At 65.4% G+C, this 19,802-nt stretch carries 19 protein-coding genes; 15 read left to right on the top strand and 4 right to left on the bottom strand.

Translation table 11 applies throughout. The features are described from left to right. Window positions 1-183: 183 nt before the first annotated feature. The 7 genes from QX204_RS10260 (at window position 184) to QX204_RS10290 (ending at window position 7,038) form a co-directional block, all read left to right on the top strand. Window positions 184-1,968 carry an N-acyl-D-amino-acid deacylase family protein gene (locus tag QX204_RS10260; RefSeq protein WP_301906394.1) on the top strand — a complete coding sequence of 595 codons (1,785 nt, stop codon included), beginning with the start codon at window positions 184-186 and terminating at the stop codon, window positions 1,966-1,968. Next, window positions 1,965-2,570, top strand: a complete 606-nt coding sequence (locus QX204_RS10265) for a TetR/AcrR family transcriptional regulator (protein WP_301906395.1) — start codon at window positions 1,965-1,967, stop codon at window positions 2,568-2,570. The genes QX204_RS10260 and QX204_RS10265 overlap by 4 nt, the downstream gene beginning before the upstream one ends. A gap of 11 nt (window positions 2,571-2,581) precedes the next feature. Beyond that, window positions 2,582-3,400 (top strand): alpha/beta fold hydrolase, encoded by an 819-nt coding sequence (locus QX204_RS10270; RefSeq protein WP_301906396.1) that lies wholly within the window; start codon window positions 2,582-2,584, stop codon window positions 3,398-3,400. Window positions 3,401-3,803: 403 nt separating this feature from the next. Then, window positions 3,804-4,844 carry a ThiF family adenylyltransferase gene (locus QX204_RS10275; protein ID WP_301906398.1) on the top strand — a complete coding sequence of 347 codons (1,041 nt, stop codon included), beginning with the start codon at window positions 3,804-3,806 and terminating at the stop codon, window positions 4,842-4,844. After that, a complete protein-coding gene (locus QX204_RS10280) occupies window positions 4,841-5,473 on the top strand; it encodes a GNAT family N-acetyltransferase (RefSeq protein WP_301906399.1) in 633 nt (210 codons plus the stop codon). Before QX204_RS10275 ends, QX204_RS10280 begins: the two co-directional genes overlap by 4 nt. Before the next feature lie 172 nt (window positions 5,474-5,645). After that, on the top strand, window positions 5,646-6,620 hold the full coding sequence (locus tag QX204_RS10285) for a helix-turn-helix domain-containing protein (RefSeq protein WP_301906400.1): 975 nt from the start codon (window positions 5,646-5,648) through the stop codon (window positions 6,618-6,620). A gap of 202 nt (window positions 6,621-6,822) precedes the next feature. Further along, the gene (locus QX204_RS10290; RefSeq protein WP_056820842.1) at window positions 6,823-7,038 is read left to right on the top strand and encodes a helix-turn-helix domain-containing protein; all 216 of its coding nucleotides are present in this window, start codon (window positions 6,823-6,825) and stop codon (window positions 7,036-7,038) included. Window positions 7,039-7,087: 49 nt separating this feature from the next. Here QX204_RS10290 and QX204_RS10295 read toward each other — a convergent pair whose 3' ends face one another. After that, window positions 7,088-8,461 (bottom strand): cutinase family protein, encoded by a 1,374-nt coding sequence (locus tag QX204_RS10295; RefSeq protein WP_301906401.1) that lies wholly within the window; start codon window positions 8,459-8,461, stop codon window positions 7,088-7,090. A gap of 440 nt (window positions 8,462-8,901) precedes the next feature. Here QX204_RS10295 and QX204_RS10300 point away from each other — a divergent pair, with 440 nt between their 5' ends. Further along, complete coding sequence (locus tag QX204_RS10300; protein WP_367620201.1) at window positions 8,902-9,897, top strand: phosphotransferase family protein; 996 nt, start codon at window positions 8,902-8,904, stop codon at window positions 9,895-9,897. Then, window positions 9,897-11,051, top strand: a complete 1,155-nt coding sequence (locus QX204_RS10305) for an acyl-CoA dehydrogenase family protein (RefSeq protein WP_301906403.1) — start codon at window positions 9,897-9,899, stop codon at window positions 11,049-11,051. Before QX204_RS10300 ends, QX204_RS10305 begins: the two co-directional genes overlap by 1 nt. A gap of 66 nt (window positions 11,052-11,117) precedes the next feature. Here the strand turns inward: QX204_RS10305 and QX204_RS10310 are convergent, their stop codons facing one another. Next, window positions 11,118-11,675 (bottom strand): hypothetical protein, encoded by a 558-nt coding sequence (locus tag QX204_RS10310; RefSeq protein WP_301906404.1) that lies wholly within the window; start codon window positions 11,673-11,675, stop codon window positions 11,118-11,120. A 211-nt stretch (window positions 11,676-11,886) separates the two neighbouring features. Between QX204_RS10310 and QX204_RS10315 the strand changes: the two genes are divergently transcribed. Beyond that, window positions 11,887-13,110 (top strand): cytochrome P450 family protein, encoded by a 1,224-nt coding sequence (locus QX204_RS10315; protein WP_301906406.1) that lies wholly within the window; start codon window positions 11,887-11,889, stop codon window positions 13,108-13,110. Between the two features lie 396 nt (window positions 13,111-13,506). Beyond that, the gene (locus tag QX204_RS10320; protein ID WP_301906407.1) at window positions 13,507-14,280 is read left to right on the top strand and encodes a hypothetical protein; all 774 of its coding nucleotides are present in this window, start codon (window positions 13,507-13,509) and stop codon (window positions 14,278-14,280) included. Between the two features lie 46 nt (window positions 14,281-14,326). Here the strand turns inward: QX204_RS10320 and QX204_RS10325 are convergent, their stop codons facing one another. Then, the gene (locus QX204_RS10325) at window positions 14,327-14,935 is read right to left on the bottom strand and encodes a DUF8020 domain-containing protein (protein ID WP_301906408.1); all 609 of its coding nucleotides are present in this window, start codon (window positions 14,933-14,935) and stop codon (window positions 14,327-14,329) included. A 308-nt stretch (window positions 14,936-15,243) separates the two neighbouring features. Between QX204_RS10325 and QX204_RS10330 the strand changes: the two genes are divergently transcribed. Then, the gene (locus QX204_RS10330) at window positions 15,244-15,855 is read left to right on the top strand and encodes an LppU/SCO3897 family protein (RefSeq protein WP_301906409.1); all 612 of its coding nucleotides are present in this window, start codon (window positions 15,244-15,246) and stop codon (window positions 15,853-15,855) included. A 36-nt stretch (window positions 15,856-15,891) separates the two neighbouring features. On the opposite strand, the gene QX204_RS10335 is transcribed toward QX204_RS10330, so the two are convergent. Next, complete coding sequence (locus QX204_RS10335) at window positions 15,892-16,497, bottom strand: TetR/AcrR family transcriptional regulator (protein WP_301906410.1); 606 nt, start codon at window positions 16,495-16,497, stop codon at window positions 15,892-15,894. 150 nt (window positions 16,498-16,647) lie between these two features. On the opposite strand from QX204_RS10335, the gene QX204_RS10340 reads away from it, so the two are divergent. From QX204_RS10340 to QX204_RS10350, 3 genes are read left to right on the top strand one after another with little or no spacing between them, the layout of a single operon-like run. Further along, window positions 16,648-18,027, top strand: coding sequence for a flavin-containing monooxygenase (locus QX204_RS10340; protein WP_301906411.1), 1,380 nt, complete (start codon window positions 16,648-16,650; stop codon window positions 18,025-18,027). After that, window positions 18,024-18,977, top strand: coding sequence for an alpha/beta hydrolase (locus QX204_RS10345; RefSeq protein WP_301906412.1), 954 nt, complete (start codon window positions 18,024-18,026; stop codon window positions 18,975-18,977). Before QX204_RS10340 ends, QX204_RS10345 begins: the two co-directional genes overlap by 4 nt. Continuing rightward, window positions 18,974-19,747, top strand: coding sequence for an SDR family NAD(P)-dependent oxidoreductase (locus QX204_RS10350; protein ID WP_301906413.1), 774 nt, complete (start codon window positions 18,974-18,976; stop codon window positions 19,745-19,747). Before QX204_RS10345 ends, QX204_RS10350 begins: the two co-directional genes overlap by 4 nt. Window positions 19,748-19,802 lie beyond the last annotated feature (55 nt).

Genomic DNA, 19,802 nt, shown 5'->3' on the forward strand with positions numbered 1-19,802 from the left:
TGTGTACGACAACTGTCGCACCACGGTAGCAAGACGACGATGGCCTGGTCACGGCCGCTCGAAGACCCCGCTCGACACGGTGACCGTCCAGCTGCGAAAGCGTTCGCTCATACCGGTTTCCCCAAAAGGTTGTGAGTGCTCGCTATCTAAGTTAGCGTGCAGGGAATCTATGACGGAGGTCACATGAACCCTCACCCCTTCGACGTGATCATCAGCGGTGGCACGGTGTACGACGGCAGTGGCGGCCCCGGCGTCGTGCGCCACGTGGGGATTCGCGACGGTGTCGTCCGCGCCCTCTCCGCGCAACCTCTCGATGCCTCCGCTGCCGGGGAAGTCATCGATGCGACAGGCCAGTGGGTGATGCCCGGCTTCGTGGACGTCCACACCCACTACGACGCCGAGGTTCTCGTCAGCCCCGGACTCAAAGAGTCTGTCCGACACGGTGTTACCACCGTCATGCTCGGCAACTGCTCGCTGTCGACCATCTACAGCACCGCCGTGGACATCGCCGATCTGTTCTCGCGCGTGGAGGCGCTGCCGCGAGATCACGTCCTCAAAGCCGTCGATACCGCGAAAACATGGTCCGGGCCGCAGGACTACATCGAAGCCATTGAGCGTCTGCCGCTGGGACCGAATGTCGCCTTGCTCGTGGGGCACTCCGACCTGCGGGCGCACGTCATGGGACTCGATCGGTCGACCGATCGTCGCGAGAAGCCCACCGGTGCAGAATCTCGGGCGATGGCCGAGGCGTTGAGCGAAGCCCTGGACGCGGGAATGCTCGGTATGTCGACGATGACCAATCCATGGGACAAGCTGGACGGTGATCGATATCGTTCGAGGTCGCTGCCGTCGGCCTATGCCCGATGGAGCGAGTTCCGTCGGTTGCACAAGATCCTGCGCAAGCGAGGACGACTGTTGCAGAGCATCCCGAACCTCAACACCAAATACGACATGATCTTCTTCCTCGGTGCCGCAACAGGTCTGGGACGCAAGTCGTTGAAGGTGTCGTTGTTGGCCGCGGCCGACCCCAAGGCGTCGCCGTGGATCCATCGGATCTTCGGACCGATCGCGGCCGTTGTCAACGGCCCGGGCCGAGGGCAGTTCCGATGGCAGCATCTGCCCACGCCGTTCGACGTCTACTCCGACGGCATCGATCTGGTGGTGTTCGAAGAGTTCGGCTCCGGCCGGGCGGCACTGCACCTGCGCGACGAGTTGGAGCGCAACGAACTCCTGTCCGACGAAGCGTATCGACGATGGTTCCGCGCCGACTTCGAAAAGAAGTTCAGCTCACGGGTCTGGCACCGCGACTTCGCGGACGTGCAGATAACCGCTTGCCCCGACGGTTCACTCGTGGGTCAGACGGTCGCCGATATCGCGAAATCTCGTGATATCCACGTCGTCGACGCTTTCCTCGATCTGGTGGTCGAGCATGGGCGCGCATTGCGCTGGCATACCACCATCGCCAACTACCGGCCCCGAACCATGGACCGACTGATCAACGCGCCCGGGGTCACTGTCGGATTCTCCGACGCGGGTGCGCATCTGCGCAATATGGCGTTCTACAACTTCGGTATCCGGTTGCTCCATCGTGTGAAAAGCGCGCGAGCTGAACGGAATCCGTTCATGAGCGTGGAGAAGGCGGTACACAAACTCACCGGTGAGCTCGGTGATTTCTACGGTGTCGACGCCGGGCATCTGCGGCTCGGTGGACGTGCCGACGTGGTGATCATCGATCCCGCGGGCCTTGATGACGACGTCACCGCCTATCACGAGGAGATCATGCCCGAGTTCGGCGGGCTCAGCCGCATGGTCAACCGCAATGATCGAGCGGTGTCGGCGACGTTGATAGCGGGCAAGATCGCCTATCGACAGGGGCAGTTCGCGCCGTGGTTCGGCGTGTCCGAACGTGCCGGTCGATTTCTGCGGGCCGGGGCCGATGACTCCATAGCTGCCACGGTGAACGCGTGAGTCGAACCCAGCAGCAACGACGAACCGAAACCATCGGCAATCTGATCGACGCCACTATCGACTCGCTGTGCGAAAAAGGTTATGCCGCAACGACAGTCAGCGAGATCGTCGCACGGGCGGGGGTGTCCTCCGGGGCGCTGTTCCGCCATTTCCCCACGCGACTCGACCTGTTGGTGGCAGCAGCCGAAGAGGTCCGTTCTCGGCAGTTCACCGAATTCCGTGCCGGACTGAGCGGACTCGGCACCGATTCCATCGACCACTGCCTAACCCTGCTGCGAGCGGCATGCCGTGCTCCGATCAACGGGGCGTGGTACGAGCTGCTCATCGCCGCCCGCAGCGACCCCGCGCTCCGGGAAAGGCTCACGCCGTTCACCATTCAGTACCATGAGCAGATCGCACAGCTGGCGAGGACATTGCCGTTCGCGGCCACCATCGCCGCGGAGCGATTGGATACCGTCATCTTCAGCGTGGTCTACCTCCTCGACGGAGAAGCCCTCGCCGCCGTGGTCCATCCTGACCCCGCGCAGGACGAGTTGCGGCTCACGGTGATCGCGAATCTGCTCCAGGCCGAGGCTGCGCATCGGGAATTCGTCAGCGCGTGACACGGTGGACAGTGCGAACCGATGGTGCCACGATCGCGGTATTCCAATACGGGAATCCCGACGCCGAGACCACCGTGCTGCTCGTGCACGGGTACCCCGACGATCATCGGCTGTTCCTGCCGATGATCGATGCGCTCGGCGATCGGGTGCGCATCATCGCCTACGACACGCGGGGCGGCACCGATACCGTCGTCGACGATCCCGACTCCCTGCGCTCGTTCACCCTGCCGCGACTGGCCGAAGATGTCTTCGCCGTGGTGGATTCGATTCCTGCCCCCCGAACTCCGATCCACGTCTTTGCCCATGACTGGGGCTCTGTGCAGACGTGGGAGGCGATGTCCGCACCTCGCGCGGCATCGACCTTCGCCTCGTATACGTCAGTCTCCGGGCCGAGCCTGGATCATCTACGTCAGCTGGCGAGGGCCCGCGCTGTCGCGCTGCCGCGCTGGCCGTCGGTGATTTCGCAGCTCGCGCGTTCCTGGTATATCTGGGGCTTCCATGTTCCCGTTCTTTCGCGGCATATTCCCAGGTTGCTCTCGGCTGCCGGATACTTCGAGGACGCGCCGCCGCTATCACTGGAGAATCAGCGACGGGGAATCGCGCTCTATCGCGCGAATGTAGTCGCACGGCTTGTCGGTGGGCCTGCGGCGGTCTGCGTTGTCCCCACTACGATCGTGGCCCCGCGCGGTGATCGATTCCTGGCCTCGGATCTCACCGACGCTGTGCACGCTTGGGTCAGCGACGTCGAGGTCGTCGCGGTGGATGCCGGACACTGGTGGCCCTACTCCCACCCGGGCGAAGCGGCGCGATTGCTGCTGTCGCGCCTGTGACACGAAGTCTCGCCCCCGTGCGGTCGGAGGCCCCGGAATCGATGCTTGCGGGATTATTGCGAGCCCGATGGCGGGGATTCAGCGGTCGCCTTTCGTGCCGTCCGGATTGCTCGTAGTCCCATTTCGGCTGAGGTATTTTCGCGCCATGCCGCTGGACCGAAGGTCGATTTGCTGAAGGTGTGCTGTGTGTATCCTTTGCGCGTCCTGGTCGACAGAGACGAGCGGATGACCGTTCGTCTCATGAGGGTCGGAGGTTTGTACACACATGGTTCGGCATTGCTCGGTTCCACGTCCGAAAGTCCTCACGCCCGGCGCTGCGACATCGCATTTCCTTCCCCTGCTACTCGACGCATCGAGCCCGGAAGGACTGCGTGATCTGGAAGCGTTGGCAGCGTCGAGTTCTGTGAGTGCCGTGCACGACACGATCGAAGATCAACTCGACGAACTGATCCGCTGCGAGGAGCCCGCGATCGCGCATTCGACGGGTTCGCTGGCAGCGGCGCGTCGTCGGATCTGTGGCGGGACTCCGCTGTGGCGGTGGGGAACATGGGTGTTCTATCCGTGGAACGGCCGGTTGGTCCATGTGCTGCCGCGCGAGGGTTTCCAGCGGGTGCGGACCGATCGCAATCGCAACAAGATCGACGGGGCGCAGCAGCGAGACCTGCGCGCGCGGCGGATCGGTGTGGTCGGGCTGTCGGTGGGCAACAGCGCGGCAGTGACGCTGGCGATGGAAGGGGTCGGCGGATCGTTCCGCTTGGCCGACTTCGACAACGTCGGGCTGTCGAACCTGAACCGGCTGCGGGCAGGGGTTGGTGATCTCGGGGTCTCCAAGGCTGTGCTGGCGGCGCGTCAGATGTTCGAGATCGACCCCTATCTCGACATCGAGGTGTTCGCGGACGGGTTGACCGACAAGTCGATCGGACCGTTCTTCGACGGCCTGGGCGGCGCCCGGCCGTTGGATCTGGTGGTGGAGGAATGCGACACGGTCTGGGCGAAAGTCGCTGTCCGCGAGTACGCGCGGCGCCGAGCCGTCCCGGTACTGATGGACACCAACGATCGCGGCTTGCTGGACGTGGAGCGTTTCGATCGCGAACCCCATCGCCCGCTGTTCCACGGCCGCACCGGCGGGTCGACCTCGTCCGATGTCGCGAAAATGAGCCGGGGCGAGCGGCTGTCGTTTCTGCTGGCGGTGGTCGACGAGCCGCGGCTGAGTCCGGCGATGCGCGATGCTGTCGGTGAGATCGGCCGGAGCCTGTCCAGCTGGCCTCAACTCGCTTCCGGGGTGATGCTCGGCGGTGCCTTGGTGGCGGATACGGCTCGCCGGATTCTGCTCGGCGAGCTGATCCCGTCGGGACGAACCTATGTCGACCTCGACGAGCTCATCCCCGCGGTAGGTCCACAGGTTGCTCCGACATTCGTGCGGGCGATGGAGGAAGTCCGTTGACGATCGATCTGCACAACGTGGAATTGGTCGGCGCGCGGCTGCGGTTGCGTGATCTGCGCGCCGGGGACCTGGGCGTCTACCAGCGGATTTTCACCGATCCGCTCTTGACCCGATATATGGGCACCGACAGCATGGGTGTCCAGGCGGCCTCGGCGTCCTTCGATGCCGCCCTGCGCTCGCGCGGCGAGACTCCCCGGCGCAGGTACACGCTGGCGATCACGGCGCCGGGTGCGGACACCATGGTCGGCACCATCGGGCTGCTGGTAGAGGATTTCGGCAGCAACGCCATGATCGGCGGTCTGGTCGTGGTTCCGGAAGGGGCGCTGCGGGCGGGTGGTATCGAGGCGGGGCGGCTCATGGCGGCATTCGCCTTCGGGCCGCTCGGGATTCACCGGGTATGGGCGGGGCACCGGCACGATCATCCGGTGATGGACACGGTGATGTCGGGAGTGGGCTTGACGCCGGAGGCGCGGCTGCGGCAGCTCTATCGAACCCAGGGCCGGTGGCGCGATGTGTGCACCTATGCGGCTCTGCGACCGGAATGGGCTGCGACAGCGACATCTGCCGAACGCCGAATCTTGTCGTTACGGCCTACCGCGGCAAAGGAACACGTCATCGTGGGCCGGTGAAGTCGGTGTGCAATCCCTACCGAATCGGGCTACGGGCGCGCCGCGGCGCGATAGCATCGCCGACTACGAACCCATGCAATCGCTTTGCCCGAATTTCCACCACCCGAAACGCGTAGCGGCCGGCGACGGGAGGGGCTCCACCGCCGGCGAGAATCCGAAGTAGAGATCACAAATGGCAGTGCTGATCGACTCCGACTACTTCACGCCGGCGGACCGGCGGGAGGCGGTCACCGCAATCCTGCAGGAAGCCGATATCGGGGCGAACCTGCAGATGTTGGATTCGCCGGCCGAGGTGGTCAGCCGACATCAGGCCTGGATGCTGGGCCCGATCGCGCTGACCCGCTCGGAGGTATCCGGTCACCAGGTCTGCCGAACCAGTCGGCACGAGCGAGTCGCGCCCAGCGACACCCTGACGGTTACCGTTCAGAACGGGCAGGTCCGCAGGCACGAACAGTTCGGTGCGCAAACGCTGATCGAACCCGGCGCCTGCGAAGTGATCGACCTGGCCACCGCGTTCGCCTCCGGCTGGCAGGGTCTCGGCGGGACGCTGTGCCTGCAGCTGTCCAGGGAGCGCCTCGGCATTTCCGCGGAGACGGTCGTCGCGGCTCACGGACGACTGGCGGCATCGCCGCTGTACCCGATGGTCACGGCGCAGATCCAGCATCTCGTCGGGATCGCCGACCAGCTCGAAGCGGACCCGGCCGCCGCCTCTGTGGGCGAGTCGTGCCTGGAAATGGTTCGGGCGCTACTGATCTCGGCGGCCGGGCGCGGACCGGGTGACGGCGCCGCCATCCCCGAACAACTGCTGATCGAGCAGATCCTCGGCTATGTGCGGACGAATCTGTCCGATTCGACCTTGAAGATCCCCGGTATCGCCGCCGCCAACAACATCTCCGTGCGGCACCTGTACAAGATATGCGCGCAATCAGGTATCAGCCTCGAGCAGTGGATCATCGAACAACGCCTGGTCCGGGCCCGCGACATGTTGATCGACATCGGCTACGCTCACCGGTCCATCGCATCGGTGGCCGGCGCCGTGGGTTTCCGCGACGCCGCCCACTTCGCCCGGCGATTCCGCGAAGCTTTCGGCATGACGCCCCGTGACTGGCGCCGCAGCGCCACCGCCGCGGACAACCCACCCGAGTAGCCGGAAGTCGCGCGCCCGGCGGCGCGCGAAATTTGTGCGTGCACAGTCAGTTGCCGTGCAGCCACAGTCTCCTTCGAAGATCGATTCACCGATATCTTTCGAATGTGGCTGCGCGAGACCACATCAGCAGTACGAGTGTTCGCCCACGGGGCACTCGCACCGATGCGGTCCGTGCTGAGGGCATCGAGAGAGAGGGGAGACCATGTCCACGACGATCGGCAAAGCTATTCGGGCGGCGAGGATGGCCTCCGGATTCACCCAGGCGGAGTTGGCCGACTGGATCGGAATCGCGGACGGAAACCAGATCAGCCGTTGGGAACGTGATGTGGTGACACCCAGTGCAAACAATGTCGGCGAATTATCGAGAGTCCTGGGAGTGCGGCTCGGCAACTCCGTCGGAGATGCAGTGTCGTGCTGATCTGAAAGCCGTTGTGTCGGCTCGATGCAGGTCGAGCCGACACAACGGGCTACGAAACGACTTGGGAGCTGAGGTAGTTCAGCAGGATTTGGACGTCGTCGCGGTAGTCGATGTGGGCGTCGGAGGCGTAGAAGTTGGCTACGTCCATACCCTGGCGGCCGAGTTGGACGAGCTCTTCGACAGTGTCGGGGTCGGTGATGCTGAGCAGAGTTCGGGTGGTTGCGTGGAGGTCTGCTCGGATACCGGCGGCGACGGGGCCGAGCACCGACCCGGTGAGGTCGGCGCCGGTGGCGGCCAAGGTGGCCAGGTCGGCGGCAGCGGCGAGAGGATCGTTGCGATCGAGGGATTCGACCGCACGCCACAGGATTTCCTGAATTCGGCCGACACTGTCGGCGATACTCAGAAAATCGATGTCCATGAGAGCATCGGCGATCACGCTGAGGCCCGCGGTCCGACCAGAGGGGTCGACGGCGGCGGCCGCGCGGATGACCTCGGCGACCAGCACTCGGTCTACACCCGCGGCAGCCTGGACCAACGGGGCAAGGGCAACGTTGACCGCACGCGCACTCTGGTGCGCACCGCGAATGTCACCGGCCGCGAGGAACTCCGGCAGGCGCGTGAGGTTGTCGACAATGGTGGGCAGATTCGCCGCGGTGGCGGTCCAGCCGGCGCCCATGGTGACGGCTTGAGTGATCAGGCTGGTGGGATCGGTCGTAGCGGGGACGAGGTTTGCGATCGGTGTGGGATCACCGCTCAGAACTCTGCCCAACACGGCGAGGAACGGGGAGGTGGCGGCATCGAGGGAGCAGTACAGGTCGCCGTCGGCGCACAGGGTGCGAACTCGCTCGGTCAACGCACCGAAATCCCGGTTCCGCGTTCCGGCGATGCCGCGACCGGGCTGCGTATTTCCCAGGGACAGTGTGGTATTCGGATCACGATGCGGGTCGGACAGTAGCCCGACCCCGACCACGCGATCGGCGCCGATGGGACCGTCGCCGTTGCCGATCTCGGTGGCGAGATCGCCGATGCCGTCCGCGCCCTGGCTGTAGCCGGCGAGGACGACCCGCGTCGAGCCGCACAGGCCGCGCAGCATCTGGCGCACGCGGGATTCCAGGGTGCTCAGGGACTCCGCGTAGGTCAGACCCTGGTCGAAAGCGCTTGCGGCATAGGGAACGTAGAGGATCGTGATGTCACGACCGAACTGCCGTCGCAGGCCATCGCCGACGGGCCCGAGCATGCCGACAGGCACCTCGGGATCGGCGCCCAGCGTGGTCTCCCAGGTCCCCGGCCCGAAGATAGCGGTGTACGGGGTGCAGGGCTGCGGGCCGGGTGTTTGCGCCCCTGCGACGCCGACCGCCGCAGTCCAGGCCGCGACGACGGTGGCAACCAATGTCGCCGCGGCGGATCTCGACAACCTCTTCATCGTCCAATACCTCTGTTGCCGAAGGGGATTCGAGACGGTGCGGCAGGTGCTGAATCGTGTCGAACCGTCGGGGCCAATTCTCGCCACTCGCCATCGGTTTCGGAGACACTTTCAGACACATTTTCATTTCAGATTGGGCGCCGGGGGCGCCGTGAACCTACAAAGTAACGTCTGGTTCCGGAGTCGTGCGACCCCTGTAGCGGCTTGTCGGATGTTGACAGGGCACTTACCCGGACTCTATGTTAATCACAATTCTCGCAGGTATCGGCTGTGTGAGAAACCTGTCCGGAGACATCCTGAGCCGGTGCCGCACTGCTCATCACCTCGGCGCTCCGCGCTCAGGAGGTCTGATCCCGTTCGAGGAGAACATGTCCGAGCAAGACGCGATCGATGCTGGTGCCGTTCTCACGCGGACCGATCTGGCAGCGCTGACCACCTGGATGGATACCCAGGGCCTCGGATCGGGGCCGCTGGTGTCGGTCGAGCCGGTGACCGGCGGGACCCAGAACGTGATGGTCCGATTCGAACGCGAAGGCCGCGGCTACATCCTGCGTCGCGGTCCGCGCCATCTCCGTCCGCGCAGCAACGATGTCATCCGGCGCGAGTTCACCATCCTGGATGCCCTGGCGAAAACCGATGTCCCACATGCGGGTTTGATCGCCGCGTGTGGCGACAAGTCGGTTCTCGGTGGCGCGGTCTTCTATCTCATGGAACCGGTCGCCGGGTTCAACGCCGGGGTCGAACTGCCCGACCTGCACGCGAGCGACGCCGCCATCCGTCGACAAATGTGCTTCAGCCTCATCGACGCGCAGGCCAGGCTCGGTGCGGTCGACCACATCGCGGTCGGGCTCGGCGATCTCGGTAAACCGGACGGATTCCTCGAACGCCAGGTGCCTCGATGGCTCGCCGAGCTCGACTCCTACTCGGCGTTCACCGAATATCCGGGCCCGGCCATCGGGCCGGTCGCCGAGGTCGCGCGCTGGCTCGACGAGCACCGACCCACTTCGTCTTCGCCGGGCGTGCTGCACGGCGACTTCCATGCGTCGAATGTGATGTTCTCCCGCACCGGGCCCGATGTGGTGGCCGTGGTCGATTGGGAGATGTGCACGATCGGTGATCCGCTGCTCGACCTCGGTTGGCTCTTGGCGACCTGGCAGTTACCGGGTGCGCCGAACGAGTTCGCCGGCGAATTGACCAAGATGGGCGGCCTGCCCACGGCCCGGGAACTGGTCGCCCGCTACGGCGAACAGTCCGATCGCGATGTCGCGGCGATCGATTGGTACACCGTGCTGGCCTGCTTCAAACTCGGCATCGTGCTCGAGGGCACCTATGCCAGGGCGCTGGCCGGCAAGGCACCGATGAGTCTCGGTGAGCGACTGCATATGACAACTCTGCGCCTGTTCGAACGTGCGCAATCCTTGATGAGTGGAGAGTGATGATCGACTTCGAGATCCCTGCCGAGCTTGCTGAACTGGGCGACCGGGTACGGAGGTTCGTCGAAACCGAAGTTGTTCCGTACGAACGCGACCCCCGCGTCACCTCGCACGGTCCGACCGACGAGCTGCGCAGCGAGCTGGTAGCGAAGGCGAAGGCAGCCGGTCTGCTGACCATCCAGCAGCGGCCCGAGGGGATGTCGCATCTGGAGCAGGCGGTGGTCTTCGAGGCCGCCGGTTGGTCGACGCTGGGGCCGGTCGCGATGAACTGCGCCGCGCCCGACGAGGGCAACATGTTCCTGCTGTCGAAGGTCGCCTCTCCCGAACAGGCCGCCGAGTACCTGCAGCCCGTCATCGACGGCACGCGGCGTTCGGTGTTCGCGATGACCGAACCCGATGGCGCGGGTTCTGATCCCAGCCAGTTGACGACGACGGCGGTCCGCGACGGCGGCAAGTTCGTGATCAACGGCCGCAAGTGGCTGATCACCGGCGCGATCAACGCCGACACCTGGATCATCATGGCCGATGTTCCCGAGGAAGGCGCGACACTGTTCCTGTGTCACGGGAATACGCCGGGCATCGTCATCGAGCGGGTCATGAACACGATGGATCGCAACTATGTCGAAGGGCATTGCGTCGTCAGGTTCGAAGACCTGGTGTTGCCGGAGTCGGCGATCCTGGGCTCGGTCGGGGAGGCGTTCCGCTACGCGCAGCTGCGGCTGGCCCCGGCTCGCCTCACGCACTGCATGCGCTGGCTCGGCGCAGCCTCCCGTGCGCAGGCGATCGCCATCGAACACGCGAAGACTCGCACGTCGTTCGGCAAGCCGATCGGTGAGCACCAGGGTGTCGGTTTCATGTTGGCCGACAACGAGATCGCGCTGCAGCAATGCCGTCTGATGATCTGGTGGGCCTGCTGGACTCTGGACAAGGGAGGCAAGGGCCGCCACGAGTCCTCGATGGTGAAGTCGATGGTCTCCGAGGAACTGTTCAAGGTCGCCGACCGCTGCGTACAGGTACTCGGCGGCATCGGAATCAGTGACGAGACTCCGGTCTCGGCGATCTTCACCGATATCCGCGCCTTCCGGCTCTACGACGGTCCGACCGAGGTGCACAAGTACGCCATCTCACGCCAACTGCTGCGAGATGTCGCGAAGTAGAAAACAGTCTCGTCGCCGAGCGCCCACCTGTGCGCCCGGCGACGGTGACCGCGTCGGGTGACCGAGCTACTGGGTGCTTTTCGAACGCGGGTCCATCGACAGTGCGGCCGCTGTCGCCGACTCGACGCCGAGCAGAATCCGGTCGCGGTATATGCGCAGCGCCGCGATTACGGCGAACAGTGCTGTGAGTGCTCCCAGCACCACACGCACTGTGTGCGCGACCTCGATTTCGGTTGCGGTGCGGTGCAATTCGTCGACCGTGTGCAGCGCGCGATCATCGAACAGGATCGTCCACCGCGGCCACAGGTACAGCGCCGAGAGCAGGAACAGTCCCGAGACCGACGAGAGCATCGAGGCGAGCGTCCAGGTTCGAGACCTTTTCGCCCAGAGGGTCGCTGCGACAGCGACGACGCCGGTCAGCATCAGGACAGCGCCCAGCGGACGCATCACGCTGCCGACCGAGACGACGGCGGTGAACTCGTCGGCCACGATCAGCGACGCCGGAATATCGTGAAAGTAGTTCGGGTACAGGAAGACAGTCTCGGAAATCATGGTGCAGAACACCAAGACCGCCAGTGCCGCGTACACCGTGGTGGCCGCGAGTGCCGCGGTGAGTTTTCGCAAGGAACGTCCCTTCTGAGGTTCTGCGATCGACAGTAGGCAGGCGCCGAGTCGATGACATCCGGTGAAAGCCCTGAAACCACATCAGGGAACTCCCTGATTCCGCCGTCTCGGTGGCCTGTCCGCAAGGTAGGTTTTTCACCACAAGAGTGATCGAAAATGGCTGCGGCACTGTCGATCACGGGCCGCAGACCCCGGTATCGAGGAGATTTTCATGGAACCGATCGTGCTGGATACGACCGGTGCCGACATCCAAGGCGAGTCGGCACGCATTCAGCAGCGTGGCCCGGTGGCGCTGGTCGAGCTGCCCGGCGGCGTGCCCGCCTGGTCGGTCACCGATCAGGCGGTACTCCGGAGCCTGCTCGCCGACCCTCGGGTGTCGAAGGACCCCAGACAGCACTGGATGTCGTTCATCAACGGCGAGATCACCGAGGCGTGGCCCTTGTTGCCGTGGGTGGCCGTAGACAGCATGTTCACCGCCTACGGGGCCGATCACCGCAGGCTGCGTCGGCTGGTCGCCCCGGCTTTCAGCCATCGCCGCAGTACCGCGCTGCGTCCGCGGATCGCCGAGATCACCGAGAACCTGCTCGACGCACTGGCAGCCACCCCTGTCGGCGAGCCGGTCGATCTGCGCGACAGCTTCGCCTACCCGGTTCCGATCCGGGTCATCACCGAATTGGTCGGTGTCCCCGAAGATTTGGGTCCTGCGCTGCACAAGTGCGTGGACGGGTTCTTCGACGGCTCGTTCACCGCCGAGCAGGCACAGGCCAACTACCTCGAAATGTACGGATTGGTCGGCGAACTCGTTGCCTACCGTCGTGCGCATCCTGGAGACGACGTCACCAGCGTGCTGATCGCCACGCGCGACGAGGACGACTCTCAGCTGTCCGAGAAGGAGCTCGTCGACACCTTGATGCTGGTGATCAACGCCGGTCACGAGACCACGGTGAATTTGCTCGACCAAGCGATCGTCGCCCTGCTCACCCATCCCGAGCAGCGCGCCGCGGTGGCCGCAGGCCAGGTGTCGTGGACAGACGTGGTCGAGGAGACACTGCGCTTCCAGGCGCCGGTGGCACACCTGCCCCTGCGGTACGCGGTCGAGGACATCGACATCGCCGGGGGGTATCGGATCGCCAAGGGCGAGGCCATCCTGGCCTCCTACGCAGGCGCCAGCCGTGACCCGAAAGTGCACGGCGCCGACACCGCGGAATTCGACCCCACCCGCGCCACCCGCGAGCAGCACCTCGCGTTCGGCTACGGGGCGCACCACTGCATCGGCGCGTCACTGGCCCGTCTGGAAGCGGCCGTCGCGCTGCCCGCGCTGTTCGAACGGTTCCCGCAGATGCGCCTGGCCACGAGCCGGGCCGAGTTGGCGCCGGTACCGAGCTTCATCTCCAACGGACACGCGACTGTTCCGGTGTATCTGCACGCCGACTAGTTCGAGGTCGCCGTCTCCGTGTAGACCTACGGAGGCGGCGAGGCGCCGACACCCGCGAGAGTCAGCGATGCTGCTTCGGGTGGCAAATTATCGGCAATAGGCATGTCGTGGTGAGGTGGGTGGGCCGGTCCGATGGTCGGATCGGGGGGACACGCGCACGTCCTTCGTGATCGTTGCGGGGCTTGACACGGTGCCGGACACGGCTTTGACTGATTCGGAAACCTGTTTCACCTCCTACGACGGTGCTCCGAGAGGTCGACGATGGCCAACACGTGGACAGCGAGCTCGGGGCATCGGCGCGGTTCGATCGCCCGTCGCGGAGCCCTCCCGATACTGGCACTGATCGGTGCGTGCCTGCTCTCCGTGACGGCTATCCAGACCGTCTCGGGGCAACCCATGGCAAACACCTCGGACACCGGATTCGCGATCCCCTTCGCCGGTGCGCCCGCCTACGAGTACGTGGCGCCGCCACTGATGACGAGTCCGGAGCAGCTCAACCAACCACTCGGTCAGGCACGGGCCGACACGATCGCCGGTCAGATAGGTCTCGACAGAGCAGACGCGCTGACCGAGCAGCAGTATCGCGACCTCAGCACCGGCGGCGGCGTCGGCGGCAGCCGCGAGGCGGCCGAGGTGATCGTCGCCTGCGTCGAGATCCTCACCAATACGGTCGGCCGCCCACTCTATTCCGAGGTCAACGGGGAGAGGACGCCCTCGGTGCTGGGCAGCTACGGACTGTATGTGAACCCCGGTGGGCTGTTGGAGAGTCCGGCCAACGCGGACGCGCCGACCAGGCAGGTGAACACCTTGCTCGCACCCGGGGGTTACGTCGGCACCTGGTTGCGCGACAACGGTGCGGTGCGGACCCTGGCCGCGCTCTACCGGTCGGCCTACACCGTGCAAGCTGCCTACGGCTTCGCGGCACAACAGATTTCGGGCGAGGCTCAACTGGTGACCAACACCAAGGCAGGCGTGAGCACCGTGGTCGGCATGTCGATGGCTCCGCCGCTGTGGATCGTGAACTTCGCTCTGATCTACATCTTGAACCCGGCCCTGGCGGCCGAGATGCCGGCCTACTGGGCTCCCATGCCCCCGCAGGTCGCCGACGCCATCAACGCGAGCCCGACCGGCCAGGTTCCTTTCGGCGACTACGCGGCCTACTTCGGGTGATCGGACCGCCCGGCCGGGGAATGCCACGGCCGGGCGCGTCAGTGGGTCAGGGCTGGCCGCTGACGGCGGCGGTGACGGCGTCGAGGAAGGGCTGGCCGCCCATGGCGTAGCCGCCGGCGATGGCGCCGAGGACCAGGCCGACGGGGCCGGTGATGATGCTGAGGAAGCCGAAGCCTAGGACTGTGCCGATGAGGCCGCCGAGGATGCCGCCCGCGACGACGCCGACCACGTTGCGGTTGATCTCGTTGGTCAACTGGGACATGGGGCTGATGGCCTGCATCTCGCCGATCTCGGCGGTGCGCGCCTGCGGGGCGAGGACGAGGTGGTGGCCGTCGTCGGAGATCGTCTGTGCCACCCGCATCTGCTTGCCGGAGATCTGATAGATGAGCGGGATGCGGGTGACGACGGCGCCGGAGTCGGCGACGAGGGTCACCGCGGTGTTGTCGTCGGTGGTGGAAAAGGTGCCGCCGGCAACGGTGGTGGTCAGCACCCGGGAGAACTCGGTGAGGGTGGCCTCGTACCGCACGGACTGGTCGACCCCGGATGTGGTGGCCTGGGGGGTCGGTGCGATCGGCTGCGCGGCGGCGGTTCCCGCGCTGATCCAGACGGTGGCGCCGACAAGGAGCGTGGCAGCAGGGAGGTAACCGAGTTTCATCAGGGAATTCCTTTACGCATCACGAATAATTGCGCGGCAGAACGGCGTGCCCCTGCGGGGGCGCGAACCATGTTGTCCGCCAGAGAGATCGGGCAGACACTAGCACCCTTTTCCGGCCGTTGGTCAATCCTGCCGAATTGGGCGGCGGACCAGGATTTCTCATTGTAAAAAGACGAAGATTCACAATTAGACAACGTTCGTGTGTGCCGTGTAAGAACTGTCAGCGAGTGGGACGTCGGTCGGGGACGTCCAGCGGATGAGTAGGAACAACACAGATGGCGCGTCGGAAAAACCTAGCCTTACTCGGCGTGTCCATGGGGGCGGTGTTCGCACTGGCAGGTGCCTTCTACCTGGCGCTTTCCGTCGTCGTGGGGTTCGCGGCCGAAGGGCCCGCACAGCCGAACAATGCCTCTGCCGAAAAAACTTTGCCGACAGAGGTTTCAGCGACTCAACCGGTGGGAACTAATAATGATTTCTATGGTGGTGTCGCGTCCACATTGACCAAGTCCGCGACGCAGATTCCCTGGGTGGAACTCAGTGTCGGTGATTGTGTGGATTGGAATGCGAATTCGGCCGATATTCGGCAGGTCGCGTGCGGTGGCGCCGACTCCCGCTACCGGGTGACGGAATTGGCGTCCACGGGTGGTCACTGCCCGGGCGACGTCGACCGTGCCCAACCTCGGACCCTGCCGGGCGGTGTCGACCAGACCGTCTGCCTGGATATCGACTGGACCGTCGGCGAATGCCTCGACCTTCAGGGTGACGCGGTCAGGCACGTGGACTGCGCCGCCGATGTCCCCGGTCGAGTCCGTGTTCTCGAGGTCCGCCGTGACACGACAGATGTGAACGTCTGCACGATCGGCGACCGCGGTGTCGTCTACGACCAGCGCCGCTACGTGGTCTGCGTGAGCACCCGCTGATCCGACGCGATCGGAAGCCGGCCATCGCATGCGGACTCAGGAAGCGCCGGGATCCGCCGTGAGGCCGGGAAGGATGTAGCGCCGCACGTGCGCCAGCACCGCCGCCCTGTCATCGGGGTCGATGGTGTCACCGGGGATCGTGCCCAGGCTGATCAGCACCCGCGCCACCCACTCGGAGACCTGGGCGAGGTCGTGACCGGGATGAATCTCGCCCCGCGCCGCCGCGGCCTCGACGTAGGGACGCCAGAAAGACGCCAGGTCGGGGATCAGGCCGGAGACGCCCGCGTCGGTGCACAGGGCGAATTCCTCGGGTTCGTCGGTGCGTAGCCGAATGAGCAATGCGCCGGGATCGTCGTAGGCCCCTCTGCCGATGCGCACCCCCGCCGCGAGTTGTGCGCCGAAGGTGTCGATCGCATCGAGTTGCCCCCGCGCATCGGTCCAGAAAGCGTCGGTCAGCCGGACGAGTGCCGCGCCGAGCAGTGTGGTCTTGTCGGGGAAATGCCGGTAGAGCCAGGCGCGTGATACTCCGGCCTCCTCGGCGACCTCGCTGACCGTCGTGGCTCGGATCCCCTTGGTTGCCAACAACTTCTGTGCGGCGTGGAGCAATCGATCCACGACTGTCGCCGTCGGGGCCTCGGTCACGCTCCTCGCTTTCCAGGGTCGTCGTTCCCGCGGGAACGGCATCGGGTTTCTCGAAACCCTAGCAAGCAGTGGACAGATCTGAGAATGTGACAACTGCGAGTAGACACTCTTGCAAATCTGTCTACAGATCGGCTCGAAAGGGATCGGGATATGTATCAACCGCGGACCGCGGTCATCGGCGCCGGTATCAGCGGCCTCACCGCGGGAAAGATGCTCAACGACTACGGCGTGCCCTATGCCTGCTTCGAGTCCTCGGATCGGGTGGGCGGCAACTGGGCGTTCGGCAATCCGAACGGGCACAGCAGCGCCTATCGGTCGCTGCACATCGACACCTCGAAACATCAGCTGTCGTTCCGGGATTTCCCCATGCCCGAGCACTACCCGGACTTCCCGCACCACTCGCAGATCAAGCAGTACCTCGACGACTACAGCACCGCCTTCGAGCTGACCGACCACATCGAATTCGAGAACGGCGTCGAACACGCGCGCCGCCTGCCCGACGGTGGCTGGGAGCTGCGCACCCAGCGCACCGGGACCCGGTATTTCGATCTGCTCGTCGTCGCGAACGGACACCACTGGGATCCGCGGTATCCGCACTTTCCCGGCGAGTTCGCGGGCGCCACACTGCACGCGCACCACTACATCGACCTACGCACACCGATGGACTTCTCGAACCAGCGGATTCTCGTGGTCGGTCTCGGCAACAGCGCGGCCGATATCGCCGTGGAACTGTCGTCGAAAGCCCTGGGCAACACCCTGACCCTGTCGACCCGCTCCGGCGGGTGGATCGTGCCCAAATACATCGCGGGCCGACCGGCGGACAAGTACTTCCGGACCAGCCCCCACATCCCGTACTCGTGGCAGCGCAAGATCGCGCAGTGGGGCCAGCCGCTCATCTCGGGACGCCCGGAGAGCTATGGCCTGCCGACGCCCAATCACAAGTTCTTCGAGGCACATCCGACCCAATCGGTCGAACTCCCGTTGCGCCTCGGATCCGGTGATGTGATCCCGAAGCCCGATATCGCGCGGTTCGATGGACACACGGTGCACTTCACCGACGGCACCAGCGACGATTTCGACATCGTCATCTATGCCACCGGCTACAACATCACCTTCCCGTTCTTCGATCCGGAATTCCTCAGCGCACCCGACAATCGGATCGATCTGTACAAGCGGATGTTCGTGCCGGGCATCGACGACCTGGTCTTCGCCGGATTCGCCCAGTCGACGCCCACCCTGTTCCCCTTCGTCGAATCTCAGGCACGGCTGGTCGGGGCGTACGCGGTCGGACGGTACCGGCTGCCCGCGCCGCAGCGGATGCGCGAGGTGATCGTCGCCGATCAGCAGCGCTACACCGGGCACATGCTCGACCGCCCCCGCCACACCCAGCAGGTCGACTATTTCCTCTACGAACACGATATGCGGACCCGAGAACTACCGGCGGGAGCGCAACGGGCTCGGGTCCAGGGTCCGCCGTCGTGGGCCCGGGTGGCCGATGCCGACACCACGACCGTAGGAGCGCCCCGATGACCGACGACTACCGGCAGATCTCCTTTCTCTCCCAGGGGACCACCTGCGATGGCTGGTTCTTCCCTCCGGCATCGGATGGTTCCCTGACCGGGCCGACCGGCTCGCCTGTCGTGGTCATGGCGCACGGATTCGGCGGCACCAAGGATTCCGGTGTCGCGCCGTTCGCGCGGCACCTCGCCGACGCAGGCCTCGCCGTTCTCGCCTTCGACTACCGCGGCTTCGGTGCCTCTGACGGTCAACCGCGCCAACGGGTCTCGATGGCCGCCCAGATCCAGGACTATCACGCCGCGATCGCCGCGGCGCTCGCGCAGCCCGGCGTCGATCCGGCGCGGACAGTGTTGTGGGGCATCTCCCAGTCCGCGGGGCACGTGTTGAGCGTGGCCGCCGAGCGGACCGACATCCGCGCGGTGATCGCGATGGCGCCCATGATCGACGGCATCTCAGCAGGTCGCAACGCCCTGAGTCAGGTGGGCGTCGGCGCGGTCACCCGCTCCGCGATGACCGGTGTGCGCAGCGCGATCGCGGGGCGCCTCGGCGGCGCACCGATCATGATGCCGCTGGTCGGAAAACCCGGCGAGCGGGCCGCATTGACCGCCGAGGGCTACTTCGAGTCCTACACCGCGTTGGCCGGGCCGACCTGGCGCAACGAAGTCGACGCCGCCGTGGGACTCGAGCTGGGCGGCTATCGGGCCGATCGGCACGCGGACCGCATCACCGCCGCGGTTCTCGTGCAGATCGCCGATTTCGACCGTGCCGCGCCCCCACACGCCGCGGCCAAGGCGGCGTTCAAGGCCCGCGCCGAGGTCAGGCACTACCCCTGCGACCATTTCGACCTCTTCGCGGGCAAGCAGTGGTTCGAGACCGCCGTGGCCCACCAGGCGCACTTCTTACGACGACATCTGCTCGACGCGACGCACGGCCAGGTTCGGACCACGGAGGGAGCAGCATGACCGGCGATCGACGTTGCGCACTGGTGATCGGCGGAGCGTCCGGAATCGGCCTGGCAACCGCGCGCACCTTGGCAGCCGAGAGGTACCGGGTGACCATCGCCGACATCGACGAAGGCGCGGCCCGTGCTGCCGCGGAGCTGCTCGGCGGCGATGTCACCGCGATCGGAATGGATGTCACCGACGAGGACTCGGTGGCGACGGGATTCGAGTCCGCACACGGTGTGCACACCGTGGTGAACTGTGCCGGGCTCTCGATTCCGGGCGCGATCACCGACCTCGACCTGGCGCATTGGCAGACCACCATCGATGTCTGCCTGACCGGAACCTTCCTGGTCCTCAAACACGCGGGTCGCCACGCCACTGAGGGCGGCAGCATCGTCTGCATCGCCTCACTCAACGGTCGCCAACCAGGCACCGGCATGGCCTCCTACTGCTCGGCCAAAGCCGGTGTGCTCATGCTGGTCGAGGTCGCCGCGTTGGAACTGGCCGAGCGCGGTATTCGCGTCAACGCGATATCTCCCGGCCTGGTCGACACCCCACTGGTCGCCGGAGTCTCGTTGGTGCCGGGGCTGACCGAGGAGTACCTGGACAACACTCCGCTCGGCCGCAGCGGACGACCGGAGGAGATCGCCGACGCGGTCGCCTTCCTCGCCTCCGACCGCGCGAGGTGGATGACCGGAGCGGCGATCGATCTCAACGGCGGCGCACATCTGCGGCGCTACCCGGATGTGCTGGGCCGGGTACGGGCGATGGCGACGGGCCAGGAGTAGCCGTAAGTCGTTGCCGCACCGGCTTTCTCCGCCGCGATCGCACCGAGTATCGGAT

The organism is Nocardia sp. PE-7 (assembly GCF_030486425.1).
GTDB classification, from domain to species: domain Bacteria; phylum Actinomycetota; class Actinomycetes; order Mycobacteriales; family Mycobacteriaceae; genus Nocardia; species Nocardia salmonicida_A.

What these genes read in the sequence shown, in the direction of transcription:
- QX204_RS10260 (WP_301906394.1), top strand. Translation starts at nt 184, where the DNA reads ATGAACCCTCACCCCTTCGACGTGATCATCAGCGGTGGCACGGTGTAC.
- QX204_RS10285 (WP_301906400.1), top strand. Translation starts at nt 5,646, where the DNA reads ATGGCAGTGCTGATCGACTCCGACTACTTCACGCCGGCGGACCGGCGG.
- QX204_RS10290 (WP_056820842.1), top strand. Translation starts at nt 6,823, where the DNA reads ATGTCCACGACGATCGGCAAAGCTATTCGGGCGGCGAGGATGGCCTCC.
- QX204_RS10295 (WP_301906401.1), bottom strand. Translation starts at nt 8,461, where the DNA reads ATGAAGAGGTTGTCGAGATCCGCCGCGGCGACATTGGTTGCCACCGTC.
- QX204_RS10300 (WP_367620201.1), top strand. Translation starts at nt 8,902, where the DNA reads ATGGATACCCAGGGCCTCGGATCGGGGCCGCTGGTGTCGGTCGAGCCG.
- QX204_RS10305 (WP_301906403.1), top strand. Translation starts at nt 9,897, where the DNA reads ATGATCGACTTCGAGATCCCTGCCGAGCTTGCTGAACTGGGCGACCGG.
- QX204_RS10315 (WP_301906406.1), top strand. Translation starts at nt 11,887, where the DNA reads ATGGAACCGATCGTGCTGGATACGACCGGTGCCGACATCCAAGGCGAG.
- QX204_RS10320 (WP_301906407.1), top strand. Translation starts at nt 13,507, where the DNA reads ATGGCAAACACCTCGGACACCGGATTCGCGATCCCCTTCGCCGGTGCG.
- QX204_RS10325 (WP_301906408.1), bottom strand. Translation starts at nt 14,935, where the DNA reads ATGAAACTCGGTTACCTCCCTGCTGCCACGCTCCTTGTCGGCGCCACC.
- QX204_RS10340 (WP_301906411.1), top strand. Translation starts at nt 16,648, where the DNA reads ATGTATCAACCGCGGACCGCGGTCATCGGCGCCGGTATCAGCGGCCTC.
- QX204_RS10345 (WP_301906412.1), top strand. Translation starts at nt 18,024, where the DNA reads ATGACCGACGACTACCGGCAGATCTCCTTTCTCTCCCAGGGGACCACC.
- QX204_RS10350 (WP_301906413.1), top strand. Translation starts at nt 18,974, where the DNA reads ATGACCGGCGATCGACGTTGCGCACTGGTGATCGGCGGAGCGTCCGGA.